General features: G+C 43.9%; 12 protein-coding genes and 1 pseudogene. 5 read left to right on the top strand and 8 right to left on the bottom strand.

The features are described from left to right. Positions 1-8 precede the first annotated feature (8 nt). From BFO_RS13150 to BFO_RS16305, 4 genes are all read right to left on the bottom strand, one after another. The gene (locus tag BFO_RS13150) at positions 9-1,139 is read right to left on the bottom strand and encodes a beta-ketoacyl-ACP synthase III (RefSeq protein WP_014226278.1); all 1,131 of its coding nucleotides are present in this window, start codon (positions 1,137-1,139) and stop codon (positions 9-11) included. Next, on the bottom strand, positions 1,132-1,941 hold the full coding sequence (locus BFO_RS13145; RefSeq protein ID WP_014226277.1) for a hypothetical protein: 810 nt from the start codon (positions 1,939-1,941) through the stop codon (positions 1,132-1,134). The genes BFO_RS13150 and BFO_RS13145 overlap by 8 nt, the downstream gene beginning before the upstream one ends. A gap of 47 nt (positions 1,942-1,988) precedes the next feature. Beyond that, on the bottom strand, positions 1,989-2,585 hold the full coding sequence (locus BFO_RS14620; RefSeq protein WP_051322484.1) for a TetR/AcrR family transcriptional regulator: 597 nt from the start codon (positions 2,583-2,585) through the stop codon (positions 1,989-1,991). A gap of 178 nt (positions 2,586-2,763) precedes the next feature. Then, complete coding sequence (locus tag BFO_RS16305; protein ID WP_014226275.1) at positions 2,764-6,369, bottom strand: helicase-related protein; 3,606 nt, start codon at positions 6,367-6,369, stop codon at positions 2,764-2,766. Between the two features lie 625 nt (positions 6,370-6,994). On the opposite strand from BFO_RS16305, the gene BFO_RS13130 reads away from it, so the two are divergent. Both BFO_RS13130 and BFO_RS16725 read left to right on the top strand, forming a co-directional pair. Next, positions 6,995-7,576, top strand: a complete 582-nt coding sequence (locus BFO_RS13130; protein WP_014226274.1) for a hypothetical protein — start codon at positions 6,995-6,997, stop codon at positions 7,574-7,576. A gap of 181 nt (positions 7,577-7,757) precedes the next feature. After that, positions 7,758-7,907: pseudogene (locus BFO_RS16725) on the top strand (hypothetical protein); the annotation flags it as partial. Positions 7,908-8,006: 99 nt separating this feature from the next. On the opposite strand, the gene BFO_RS16300 reads toward BFO_RS16725, so the two are convergent. Both BFO_RS16300 and BFO_RS13120 read right to left on the bottom strand, forming a co-directional pair. After that, the gene (locus tag BFO_RS16300; protein WP_041590952.1) at positions 8,007-8,213 is read right to left on the bottom strand and encodes a hypothetical protein; all 207 of its coding nucleotides are present in this window, start codon (positions 8,211-8,213) and stop codon (positions 8,007-8,009) included. A 57-nt stretch (positions 8,214-8,270) separates the two neighbouring features. Further along, entirely contained in the window at positions 8,271-9,185 is a 915-nt protein-coding gene (locus BFO_RS13120) for an IS982 family transposase (protein WP_014226226.1), read from the bottom strand. 454 nt (positions 9,186-9,639) lie between these two features. On the opposite strand from BFO_RS13120, the gene BFO_RS15890 reads away from it, so the two are divergent. Both BFO_RS15890 and BFO_RS13110 read left to right on the top strand, forming a co-directional pair. Next, entirely contained in the window at positions 9,640-9,894 is a 255-nt protein-coding gene (locus BFO_RS15890) for a hypothetical protein (RefSeq protein WP_014226270.1), read from the top strand. Next, positions 9,836-10,654, top strand: a complete 819-nt coding sequence (locus tag BFO_RS13110) for an IS3 family transposase (RefSeq protein ID WP_014226269.1) — start codon at positions 9,836-9,838, stop codon at positions 10,652-10,654. The genes BFO_RS15890 and BFO_RS13110 overlap by 59 nt, the downstream gene beginning before the upstream one ends. Before the next feature lie 50 nt (positions 10,655-10,704). On the opposite strand, the gene BFO_RS13105 is transcribed toward BFO_RS13110, so the two are convergent. Further along, positions 10,705-10,986 (bottom strand): IS110 family transposase, encoded by a 282-nt coding sequence (locus tag BFO_RS13105; RefSeq protein ID WP_041590951.1) that lies wholly within the window; start codon positions 10,984-10,986, stop codon positions 10,705-10,707. Between the two features lie 163 nt (positions 10,987-11,149). On the opposite strand from BFO_RS13105, the gene BFO_RS13100 reads away from it, so the two are divergent. After that, the gene (locus tag BFO_RS13100; RefSeq protein ID WP_014226268.1) at positions 11,150-12,805 is read left to right on the top strand and encodes an AMP-binding protein; all 1,656 of its coding nucleotides are present in this window, start codon (positions 11,150-11,152) and stop codon (positions 12,803-12,805) included. A gap of 78 nt (positions 12,806-12,883) precedes the next feature. On the opposite strand, the gene BFO_RS13095 is transcribed toward BFO_RS13100, so the two are convergent. Further along, entirely contained in the window at positions 12,884-13,570 is a 687-nt protein-coding gene (locus BFO_RS13095; RefSeq protein ID WP_014226267.1) for a nitroreductase family protein, read from the bottom strand. Between the last annotated feature and the right edge of the window lie 9 nt (positions 13,571-13,579).

Here is a 13,579-nt window from a genome sequence, read left to right as displayed (position 1 = left end):
AAATTTACTTATACAACTGTGAGTAACGCCACTGAATAGGAGAATCGACTACTTTCGGGTACGATAAGTAAAACCCGGTGCCCTTGCTTGAGTTTACCCGAATGGAATAATTCGTCGAGCATTAAATAAATAGAAGCCGACCCGACATTTCCCACATAAGGCAAATTGAGGAACCACTGTCCATCCGCCACCGGATAACCTTTCATCTCAAAGCCTTTTTTCAGCTTATCGAAAAAGTACATTGAGGATATATGGGGAAGCACGTAGTCTATTTCATTGAAGCCGATATCATGTTTGCAAAGATTCTCGCAAACGAAGTCGACTCCTTTTTCTATGACATGGGCTCCGAGAAGTCTCGTATCCTGTTTAACAGCGAAGTAAGATTCTCGTCCCCATTCCAGGGGATCGGCTTCTTTCCAGCTTTTGAAACGTTCGTTCTCGAAAATGGCTCCTGCATACATGCAGACCTCCAGTTCATTTGCGTAAGAGATGGATTCGAGCCAATCGATTCTCAAAGACAAATCTCCTCTGCATCTGTTTTCGAATAAGAATGCTCCGGCACCGTCCGATAACATCCAACGGAGAAAGTCTTTCTCAAAAGCAATAATCGGCTTTTCTTCGACCAGACTCAACATTTTATATTCTTCTTCAAAATTATCGGCACGAAGTACAGGCGAGACCAGTTCCGAGCCTGTCGATACGGCATTCTGAGACATGCCGGAAAGCACGGATAAATAAGCATGTTTGAAAGCATGCATACCCGCACAACAGACACCCGAAGGAGAAAGCAGATCTATCGGCTTATTCCCCAAAAGACCATGTGTCATAACGGCATGTGATGGGAAAAGTTGATCCGGAAGCGACGTTCCGCAGGCTAATAAACCTATGTCCTTAAACGAAATAGCCTGATCGAATAACTTGTTTACGGCAATAGCGGTCAATTCTGCGTTTGTGTAAACAATCTTTCCCTCTCTGTCAAGAGAATAATAGCGTTTCTTAATCCCGTTTTGACGGAGAATGATACTGCGGACTCTGGAAGGATGACCACCGACCATCCCCAGGATTTGTTCCATGTTGTCATTCTCAACGGCTTCGTTAGGAAGGAAAGAAGATGTTCTTGTAATAAAGACTTCATTCATAACTGTTCTTTGTTTTTTTTGATTTGATTATACGGTTCATGATTGGTGAAACAAATATCAATGCCATTAAAATCCATATTTGAAACAGCAATAAACGAAAGCGATATATTTTGTCTGCAGGCTGAATAAAATGTGCCCATCTTTGAAATTTCCCAAGTATATATTGTTCTTTCAGAAGTTGTTTTTCTTGATATTGAATTCTGATTCGGTTCGACTTATGCAATACTTCATCTAAAACATTCCAAACTTTTTCCTGCTGCTTTTCCATGTTTCTAAACGGGTCATTCTTTCCTGTAAAGAACCATCTGACAAATCGGAAAGCGCTTGACCGCTCTTTAGATTGATCCGAGATTTCCAGCTCGGCAACTATATGCCCGCCACGGCTTTCTACATGCGCCGCCATTTGTTTCCTTGCCATGGCTCCGGTATTGCGATAGCAGGTAAAGAGAATAACTTCTCTATCTTTCACGATCCGACCGAACTGCGTAGAGTTTATAAAAGACTGTATGGGTAATGAAAGATGAAGGAACCACGGCTGAAAACCAAGTAAAATCATATCACCTTTCTCAATCTTTATTTCGATTTCGTCGCATACAATCCGGCATCCTTTATGTAAAACAGAGTCGCAGAAGACACTAAAAAAACGCCTCCTGTTCCAAGGAAAAGGAAATGGTTTCGCACAATGAATGGGATTCCAGATAAGGACGTAATCTCCCAGATAAGGACGCATCGATTCTTCTATCAAGTATTTCAAAGAACCCGATTGCGAATAATAGACTATTTGTATCCTTCTTTTTTCCATATCCTTTGTAAGATACCGACCGCTCGGTTTGTGTTGGGGTAAAAAAATTATTCTTTTAATGTCCGATAAAATTTTTCATAGATCTCCTTCAGTGAGTCGGTCGAAATACCGGAAGAAAATGCCATGCTCAATCCCAATCCTCGTGGGATAAGCATAAGAAGAGACAGTGTTAAATCAATATCCGTATTTTTACGGATTTCTCCCTTTTGAACAGCCATTTGCAGCACTTCTCTCCATTCATTTTCTTCTTCTGAAAATGTATTTTCAACTTTGCTCTTAAAATCCGGATAAAATTCTTCTACCTGAAAGGCCAGCTTGAAAAAATAAAAGTCATCAACTTTGAAATCGGTCATTTCCCGCAATTTATCAATATGTCCTTTTCTATGTTCAATAGCTTCATTAAGTGCATTTTTCAATGGAGTGTTTGTTTCATCATCAGAATAATGAAAACTTCTGAGAGCCGGAAAAAAGAACAAATCCATTGCTTTGGCAAAGATTTCTTCCTTGCCTTGGAAATGATGATAGATGGCCCCTTTTGATAAGCAGGTTTCTTCTTGGATATTTCTGATTGAAACACCATTATAGCCTTTTTGAAGAAAAAGGCCGAACGACTTTTCTAAAATAAAGTTCTTTGTTGCGTTCATATCATTATCCTTTGCTGCAAACAAGACCGAGCGGTCGGTTTACAGGTGCAAAAGTAAGAAAGATTTTAAGAGATGCAAAAAATACAGCATAAAAAAATCGTCCGTGTTGAATAATCCAATGTAGAGTTGACTCATATATATGAAAACAGCAGGCTGATTTTTAATTTCTAAGCTCTTCTCACCACCTTCCGGATTTTATGCAGGGTTTGATTTTTTCATCCTCCCGTATTTCTTTCCAATCGGTATGACTCCGCTCGGAAGACCGTTCCCTTTTTAGCTCCTCCCGTAAGGGCGCATCGACTGCGATTGTCGCATCGGGAGCGACCGTTTCTTCCGGTTTCAATTCGCTGTTGTCCTCTTTTTTGAGCGAAAGGGCGATCTTGCGATCCAGCTCCGCGGCCTGTCTCTTCAACTCCTGCAATTCCTCCTCTTTCTTCCATACGGCAGAAACCATCGTTTCGAACGTCGGTATCTTGGCTTGTGTCGCAGCCAGTTCTTTCCGGTGACTCTCGACAACTCTGGGAATCTTCTCCAAGGCATTCAGAAAGTTCATGCAGGCCAGTTTGGGGTCTTCAGCCAAATGTCCGTTGTTGTAAGTATAATAGATGCTGCCACAACCCTTCACAAAGAACCGGTTATCCACGAAGTCGAAACTCTCTTTCATGGAGGCTTCGCTCTTGACGGATAACTGAAAGCCGTATAATTCGCCGATCGGCATGTGCTCACCGCCTGTCCGGGCTTTCTCTTCGTACTCTTTCAGCCTGCGGGCGATCGTTTTGATATCCCTGCCGTCTTCCACTCCATCGATCCGTATCGGGTTTTGGTATGTCCCGTCTTCGTTTTTCTTTACCCGCTCCTCGAAAACCGTCCGGTCTTTCCCGGCTTCGGCGATCTTCTTCTCATGAAACTCGACTGCGCCCTGAAGTTTCGCCAGTTGCGAACGGGCCGTGTCTCTTTCGTAAAGAAAGTTCTTTCGCTCGCTCTCCATCGCCATCACCTTCTTATCCAACCGGGCTTTCTCCAACAGGTCGGTATTACCGGATAGCACGGCTACATATTCGGAAAAGTTCATGCCTGTTGCTTCGTCCATGCCACCTTCGTCGATACTTCGACTTCCGAGGGAGTTTGTCTTCAGCTGATTGATGAAAAGCTGCTTGTTGTGCAACAGATTGAACTTGTAGCTGTCGAGCGACTTTTCCACGGCGTAGATGATGACATCGACCTTGTTGCCGGCATGGAACCTGGCTACTTCATTGCCTTTGCGGATTGCCCTGCCATCCCGTTGCTCCAGAGCACTGGGCACCCAGGGCGTATCAAGATGATGCACCGCCACAGCCCTCTGCTGGGCATTGACGCCCGTTCCGAGCATTTCGGTGGAGCCGAACAGGACACGTATGCTGCCGGCATTCATGCCCGCGATCATCGCTTTCTTGGCAGCCTCCGTTTTGCATTCCTGAATGAAACGGATTTCCGACGCAGGGATGCCGTAATCATCGGTCAGTTTTCGTTTGATTTCGCTGTAAACGTTCCACTCGTCGGGCTTGTACGTGCCCAAATCCGAGAAAACGAACTGGGTACCTTTCTCCCGTTCATATTTCCGGTAATAATCGTGGATCAGTCGGGCGCAGTGCGAAGCCTTGTTGTCGATATGGTCTTCGTAAGAAGGAGAGATCATCCGCATGTCGAGCGACATCTTTCGGGCATAGTCGGTAGCGATAAGCATCTTCGCCTTTTCTTCCCGATCGGAGAGTTTCTCCCGACCCAATAGCTCGGCATTACCCGTACGGGCAAATTCCATCAGCTTTTGGATAAAGGCTTCCTGCTCGGGCGTCGGCGGAATGTGATGCAGAATTTCATGCTTTTCCGGACGGTCGATCCCGATGTCCTTCGCCGTGCGGAAATCGCAGATTTCGGCGTAGAACGCTCCCAATTCGGGGACTTTGATAAAGGTGCGGAATCGCTCCTTCTGGATAATCTCGTTGGTCACCGAAAATTCATAGTCGGTGCTTTTCCTGGCAAAGACGGCTGCCCATGCGTCGAACGTTCCGATTCCCTGCTTTTCGAGCGCTTGCGGTCTCAGGTATTTGAACAGCAGATACAGCTCGGTCAGACTGTTGGAAATGGTCGTTCCCGAAAGGAAGGTCGCCCCTAAATCCTTGCCCGTGCGTTCCTGAATGGTGCGGATGGCAAAGAGCAGGTTCAGGGCACGCTGACTGCCTTCGCTGTTGCCCAGCCCCGCTATCCGGTCGTGACGGGTCGTAAAAGTCAGGTTCTTGAATTTGTGGCTTTCGTCCACAAAAAGGTGGTCGATTCCCATCCGTTTGAAATCGATCGTATCGTCCTTCCGTTCGGCGATGTCGTCGGCAATCCGGGTGAGTTTGGCCTCCAGATTCTTTTTCCGGATTTCCAACCCTTTCAGCATTCGTCCGGAAATTTCCCGTCCCTGCTGACGGAGCACTTCCAGATTCTCTTCCACCGAGTCGAGTTCTTTTTGAAAAATCCCCTCCTGTATTTCGAGCGATTGGGGAATGGCCCCGAACTGTTCGTGGGTCAGGATGATGCAATCCCAGTCGTTGTTTCTGATATCGCTGAAAATCCTTGCCCTGTTTCGGACGGTAAAGTCGTTTTTGCCGGGATAGAGAATACGTGCATTGGGATAGGCTTTGCTGAATGTGGCGGCAATATCGTACACATTGGCCTTTAGTCCGATAATCATCGGTTTGTTCGCCAGACCGAGCCGTTTCATCTCGTAAGCGGCTGTACACATGATCATCGTTTTGCCGGCTCCCACTTCATGGTCGCAGATGCCGCCACCGTTCATCTTGAGCATCCATACGGCATCTTTCTGGCTCTTGTACAAATCGTCGAATCCCAATGCCTTTACGTCCAGACCCGGAAAGGTCTGATGGCTGCCGTCGTACTGCGGTCTTACGAAACAGTTGAACAGCCGGTTGTAGCGGTCGGCAAGCTTTTCCTTGAAAGTGTCGGGCTGCCGGACAAGCCATGCGCTGAACTGCTCCCGCATCTCTTCGATCTTTGTATTGGCCTGCTGGATGGCATCCCCGTCCCGTACTTTGATCTGCTTCTCTTTTCCGGTTTCTTGGTCAAGAACCGTTTTCGACTTGCTGATATCGGGAATGGTATTGTGAAGCGCATGTTTCATCAGATTGATTCCGTCGTAGGTTTTGAACTCGCCTTTGACCGCATAAGTATGAGATATTTTCAGATTCTTCGTCGGAGCTTTGACCGTGTACTCGTCGGCCGGTGCGCTGTATCCGATATGAACCTCGGTTTCGAAGAGTTCCGATGCGAATCGGGCATAAATGCCGGAGGGAATCCAGCGTTCTCCGAAATTGAAGTCCAGATCGGCAAACGGAATGGGTGTCGGAATCGCTGCCTTCAGGGCCGAAAGGCTTTTCTTGACAGCTTCGTTCTCTCCATGCTGTAATACCCACTGTTCGATTTCTTCCGCTTTTTCGATGACATTCCCGGAGATAAACCGGTCGGCGATCTGATAACCTCGTTCTATGGGATGATAGTATATACGACCTTCGAGCGCAGCGACAATCTCGTCTTCTTCCTGTTCCGGCAAAAGAGAGGCCATGTAAGCGAGACGGACTTCTCCGTATTTGTTCAGCGAAGCGGATAAGGCCTCCAACGGAGTCTCCGCCGTCCGGAGCGCCGTTTGGCTGAAAGCCGTCGGATGGTCGAAGATGTCGGCTTTGATATACTGCCCGTCCCGGCTTCGCTCCAGGAAGAAGATGTCGGAGCTGCCGGTATCCATACGCAGGAGTTCGGCGTTTTTACGGGCGTTGAGATGTCCGTAAGCGCCGACGAAACGGTCGTACAGGGTATTCAGGCGGTTTCGGGTTTCTTTGTCTTCGATCTCCCGGGTCGTTTCGTAATCATAAAGGCGGTGGTAGGTGTCGCGTAAGTCGATATAGAGCGCTTATTTTCGCAAGTTGGGCATACAGCAAGCCGATGGGGCCGAATTGCAGATTGATATTATTTATTTTTATATAGCATTTAATAACGATTAAATTTTATACATTTGCAAAAATATTATTTGTGAATTATAATTTGCATCTTAAAAACTGTGTAGATAAAATGGCTTTCTTAGATTTAAACATAAAGCTCATTCAACCTCACACACTATCATTGATAGTTACCTATCAGTGTACAAGTGCTTGTCCTAATTGTTGTTTCAACTGCTCTCCGGTAAAAAGTAAGAAAATGACATATGAGGATATAATATATTACATAGACTTATCCGTAAGGGAATTCCCATCTCTTAAAACAGTTGTATTTACCGGAGGCGAATGCACTTTAATCGGAATTCAAAGATTAGCTAGATGTATTAAGTACGCAACAGATAGGGGGCTACGAACAAGAATTGTAACGAATGGACATTGGGGAACCACTTATTGTTTGCTCTTGGTAGTGATGATATTCTGAATGCAATAAATAGGCAAGATTTCAAATTATTCTTAGAAATATTAAAAAATAAAGGTCTTTTACAATCCAATTCTATAAAAAAGTTAAATACATTATTGGAATCAGAAGATTTTAGGAATATGAAAATGGTATCCGATATGCGTTCAGCGATTGACATTGATGCAGAGCTTTCCCCGATATGCGCTATTGCTTTAGCTATTTATTTTGCTGTTGCAACTGTAGCTGTCGTAGAAGTCGCTTTTTGGGTACATTTTGCCGTAAAAACAGTTGGTGCTGAAGCAGCAAATGACAATAATATTGTAGAGCAGAGAAAATTATCTGAGGAAGATTTTTATTTGACAAAATTTTTAGAAGATAAGGCTATAAATTTATATTTAAACCAATCTCTAACTTATGACACTACGTTGGATAAGTATCAAGATGTAGAAATAATGCTTCGAAAAACTTTCTCTCAAATAGGATTGGAAGAAAAAGACTATAATAAATCGCTAGTCTTTTTATCGGAAACTATAAAAAGAAATCTAAACCATAGATGAAAATGAAAAAAAGAATCAATCCGTCGAAATTTGTAATAATTACAACTTTATCCGTTTTATTATTCACAGTGTATAGTTTTTTTGCCTTCAAAAAAATTCTTCTTGTTTCTATAATCCTCACTTTATTGAATTTATTTCTTTTCATATCCTATCCACTATCAATAATTAAAAAAACAATTATATCATCATAAACAGAATAATCGGAAAAGTTGTATTTAATATTGAAGAATATAAAATTCAACGTGTTGACAAAAGAATTCTAAAAGGAGCAATAAGAACATTTGCCAGCGGGGGACTATTTGGTTATCAAGGGTGTTTTTATTCGAATAAATTAGGTCATTTTAAAATGATAGCTGTAAATCTTAAACAGCTTTATTTATTAGAGAATAAAACAACGGGAAAAAAAAATTATAATAAACTTAATATAATTCTATTCCATAAAAGGTTTAAATCCTTGCTCTCTGTTCGTGTTTTGGTGGATAATATTTTTGAGATTAGCCACTATCGGGAAGAGTTCCAGTTCGGATTTGACCCAACGGGTACGGTCGGCAAGCGTATCGACCGGCTTGAGAATGCACGCGAGGCCGCCGAAACCGTTGTAACGGCTCAGACCTTCTCGTTCAACCGGTGTCGGCATGTCCTGTCCTGAGAAAAGGTTGACAGAAAAAATTACGTGAGTTCGGGATAATGTTTATTAAAATAAGACCATCTGTTTGGTTTGTTGTATGGTGTATCCATAAATGACTTCAGGTTTATTGTCGTAAAAACAGTATGCAGCTATAGCAGAGACTAGATTCATGATGAAGTTATTGATTGATCGATGCCTTGAGTGTACAAGTTTGCCTGTGTTTTTCAGCATATCATTGATGCATTCTATGATGTATCTTTTCCTTAACATGATCCTGTCCCACAAGGGCATAAGTCTGTTCTTCATATTTGCCTTGATTCCGGTTACAAGATGGATGCCGTCATCAAACAGGCTTTCAAAGAGTTTAGGGGAGATATATCCCTTATCTGCAAAGAGTTTTCCGTATAGTTCTTTAGCCAAAACCTGCCAGACTTTCGGGTTTCTGTCATCCACGTTAGCGCCTGTAAGACAAAACGTAATAAACTCTCCACGATCATTGCATACGAAATGAAGTTTAAATCCGTGACACCATCCCATGGTACCTTTTCCGTTCGTGGCTATACCTTTGAATACTTTATTGGCATAACGCCTCAAATTATGGCAGACAGGAATCATCGTGCTGTCCACAAAGCTGATGCCCGTACATCTTCCAAAGGCATAGAGTTTAAGAAAGAGCATGAGTTTGAAGAACACGCGGCTTTCAAGCTCCACAAAGCGATTGTACGACACAGCCGAAGGGAACTCGGAGCGCAAATGCACTTTGATGAAATGCAAATAATAATGTTTGAAATTAGCAAAGGTTCCGAAATGAAACACCAGCAAAATAGTCATAATTTCACTGTCACTAAGTGAGGCTTTACGACGTCTGCGAGCCTTTGGGGAACCGGTAGGAAGCGAATGATGTTGCATTTCCGCATCAAAATTCTTGCTAAACTCATCAAGAATGCAAAATATTTCCGTAATTTTATCCTTGGTAATCATATGGGTGTATTTTTGTAATTTGTTATTTTTCAAGATTAAAGATACAAAATAATCCTGTGATTACCAACTTTTATAAGACTTTTCTTATCCCGAACTCACGTAAAAAATTAGGACAAAATGACAAAAAGAGGAAAAAAGTAATTCGGTACAGTACTTGTTTTAAATTACAAGTAGTAGAAGAGATCGAGAAAAATGGCTTAAGCATCGAGGATTGCCGTCATAAATATGGTATCGGCGGAGGTCAAACCATCTAGGCATGGCTTAAGAAATTGGGTAAACATCATTTATTAAAATGAATATCCGTGTTTGTACCTAAAAGCTCCATTAAACGATTTAATAACAATAATTTGTATGTATGGATCGGAGAAAGAAATAAATTTCTGTATATCAGTAATATATAATTAATTTTAGGCATATATATGGACATTCATATTTATTAAACAAAGTAGTACGAGTGGAAACAAGAGATGAATTAGATGAATTAAAGCGTCTTCGGTCAGAGAATAAAGCCTTGAAAGAGGCTTACGCCGAGCTTGTGCTGAATCACAAATGTTCGGAGAAAGTCATTGAGGTAGCCGACGAGATGTTCAACCTGGACTTAAAAAAAAGTACGAACACGAGTTATCAGTCTACTTCAGGAGGAAGAAGCCGTGAGCCGTCTTTGTCTTTACTTCGGCATCAGCCGTCAAGCCTATTACAAGAGCAATAGTCAGATGGTTAAGAGTGTATTGAAAACAGGCATCGTAGTGGATATGGTTCAAAAAGTTCGTCGTCAGATGCCGCGTTTGGGAGGCAAGAAGTTGTATCATCTTCTGGGGGGCGACTTACGTCAGGTGGGCTCTATCGGACGAGACAAGTTCTTTGACATCCTGCGGGATAACGATCTGCTGGTGGTTCCTAAGCGCAGCTACACGCGCACTACGCAGTCTTACCATCGATTTTACAAATGGACGAATCAGGTGCGAGACATGCAGGTAACCCGTTCGAATCAGGTGTGGGTGAGCGATATTACCTATCTTCGTACGTTGAAAGGCTTTGTTTATCTGTTCTTGATAACAGACCTGTATTCGCGTAAGATTGTAGGCTGGTCGTTGAGCCGCAGCCTTGCCATCGAAGGGGCGATGGAAGCCTTGCGAATGGCTCTCGGTAGCAGGAAAGACAAAGCCCTGCCGTTGACGCATCATTCCGACCGGGGCATTCAGTATTGCAGCACGGACTATGTGCGTATGCTTCAAAAGGCTAACGTGCAGATCAGTATGACCGAGGAGAACCACTGTTACGAGAACAGTACGGCCGAGCGTGTGAACGGCATCTTAAAGGATGAGTTTTATCTGGACAATACCTTTCATGATTATCTTCAGGCACTCAAAGCCGTCCGTTCTTCGGTGGAAATTTATAACAACAAACGTCCGCATTGGGCTTTGAATTTGCTTACCCCAGAACAAGTACATGCATCAAAAGTGGCGTAAATCATGAAAGAAAAAAGAAACGATAAGAACAAAACAACTGTCAACTTTTCTCAGGACACATCGCTCTTACGTCCGGGTAGTTGTTTAAGGAACTGAGGGTTTACCAAAAGAAGAGCGAAGTCGTTTTCAAGCAATCGCCAAATCGGTATCCAATAAATCCCGGTACTTTCCATACATACCTCTCTCACGTAATGAGTGTGCATTACAGATGACAGCCGCTTTATTTCACGGGTTGTCACACCAAATTTTTCTTCTCTTTTTTTGCCTTGTTCGTCCAAAATGCACATAAAGATGCTATCTTTGTGGACATCGAGACCGCTGACTGTTCTCATAATGATAATTTTTAAAAGTGAAACAATCGTGCCTTTGAGCACCTTAATTATCTATAGAACAGTTGGCGGCTTGATTTTTATCCGAAGGCGTATAAAAAAACTCGTTTTTTTTTATGTAAGTTTGTATAGCTAAATAAAATAGAATAAATTTAAAAACACAGACATGGAGAATCGTTTTTTAGGACTTATCGAAGACAGCCTCAAGGCACATTGGGAATTACCCGCATTGACCGATTACCAAGGTGAAACATTTTACTACAAAGACATTGCCGCCGAGATTTATCAGCTGCATATCTTGTTGGAACAAGCCGGCATTCGTAAGGGCGACAGAGTGGCCCTCCTTGGACGTAACTCATCGCGGTGGGTGATCAGTTTTTTCGGCATCCTTTCGTACGGTGCGGTCGCTACTCCTATCTTGCATGATTTCAAGCCTGAAAACGTCCATCATATCGTCAATCATTCGGAGTCCAAGGTTTTGCTCGCCGCCAAACAAAATTGGGAAGTACTTAACGAACAGGCCATCGCAGAGGTCGAGTTGATTTTGTCACTTGAGGACTGGTCGGTGATTCGCAGCAAACGACCGGAACTGGTGAAGGTGCGTGAACAGGTTAAGGACATTTTTCACAGACAGCATCCCGCATTTTCACTCGAAGAAATACGCTTCTATATGGAAAAGCCGGAAGAATTGGCGGTGCTTAATTATACGTCGGGTACAACCGGATTTTCCAAGGGGGTCATGTTGCCTTACCGCAGTTTATGGAGCAACACGAAATATGCGGCAGACCATCTGCCTTTTGTGTATTCGGGCGATCATTTCGTATGTATGCTTCCTATGGCGCACATGTACGGTTTGGCTTTTGAAATCCTGAACGGCATCAATAAAGGCTGCCATATCCATTTCCTGCCACGCGTACCGAGCCCGAAGATTATTATCGACAGTTTCGCGGCGGTTAAGCCGCGATTGATTATCGCCGTGCCACTGATTATCGAAAAGATTGTACGGAATAAAATCTTTCCGATGCTTGAGCATCCTAAGATGAAATTTCTATGTAAGTTGCCGATTGTGAAACAGATGATCCATCGGAAAATTCTTGCTCAACTGAACGCCGCTTTCGGAAGCGAATTTACTGAAGTAGTGATTGGAGGGGCGGCGATCAATAAGGAGGTAGAAGCGTTTCTTCGCCTCATCGGGTTCCGGTACACGGTCGGATACGGTATGACAGAGTGCGGCCCGCTGATTTCGTACGAGCAATGGGATACGTATAAGGAAGGTTCCGTCGGGCAGATTGTTGACCGAATGGAAGTGAAGATCGATTCGCCCGATCCTGAACGGGTAGCGGGCGAGATCATGGTGCGCGGCACGAACGTCATGCTGGGTTACTATAAAAACCCGGCTGCCACATCCGAAGTAATGGCTGCCGACGGATGGATGCTTACGGGCGACCTCGGTACGATAGACAAAGACGGATTTCTCTTTCTCAGAGGACGAAGCAAGACGATGATTCTCAGTTCGAACGGACAGAATATTTATCCCGAAGAGATTGAAAATATTTTAAATAATCTGCCCTATGTGGGTGAGTCTCTTATTGTGCATCGTGGCGATAAGTTAGTTGCTCTGATCTACCCCGACCGTGAATTGATGGCGAAAAACGGGCTGACGGAAGGAGAGCTTAATGTCTTGATGAAAGAAAATCTGACAGTACTCAATGAGCGTATTCCGAAATACAGTAAGGTGGAAGAATTGGAATTGCGAAACGAAGTTTTTGAGAAGACGCCCAAGCAGAGCATCAAGCGTTACCTTTATCAGGAGAAGGCATAGTCTTATGTCATCGAAAAAAACGGCCCAACCTGATTCATTGAAGGGTCGGAGGGGCCGTTCATTGCATGGTGCAAGTCTTTATTCTACATAGCGGACTTTGGAAGCATCGCGCGGTTTGGCTTCGGGGGATTCGTCGGGATAGCCGATCGCAATAGCGTAATAAAGCTCGTAGCCCTCAGAAAAGTCGAGACGTTTCCTGTAGTCGGTGGCAAGATCGCTTTTCATAAAACCTATCGGACTACCGAGACAACAGGTGCCTAAACCCATGGCATGAGCCGCCAACATGATATTTTCGCTTAGCAAACCGCAGTCAAATTTTCCTTCGCCATCTTTTCCGGCGATAAAAATAACGGCGGGAGCATTGCGGAACATGTTTTTAAACCCAGGATCCTGCACCATTTTCAACATGCGTTCGTCATCCTTGGCAGATTCGACGAAGAGCTTTGTAACGCCATCAATAAATTCAGGGTTGTCAACAACACGTACTTCCCACGGCTGTCCGTTCATGGCACTGGGAGCATTGATGCCACAGCGCAGGATGATGTCCATCTTCTCGCGCGGTACAGACTCCGGCTTATACTTGCGGATGCTGCGACGCTCCATAATGGTGCGGATCACCGGATTGCCTGTATCCTTACCGATCGCGAGAGAGTCTGCTTCAGTCGTCGTTTCGGCCGTTGCACTTGTGCTGTTGCTGTTTTGACATCCCGTAATCAGGAATGCTGCTGCGAAAAGGCAGCTTGCGTAATGTTTGAAAGTTTTCATGTCTATAGG

This window comes from Tannerella forsythia 92A2 (assembly GCF_000238215.1).
Lineage (GTDB): Bacteria > Bacteroidota > Bacteroidia > Bacteroidales > Tannerellaceae > Tannerella > Tannerella forsythia.
The sequence above is the reverse complement of the archived record's forward strand: the minus strand, read 5'-3'. Positions and strand labels throughout refer to the sequence as shown.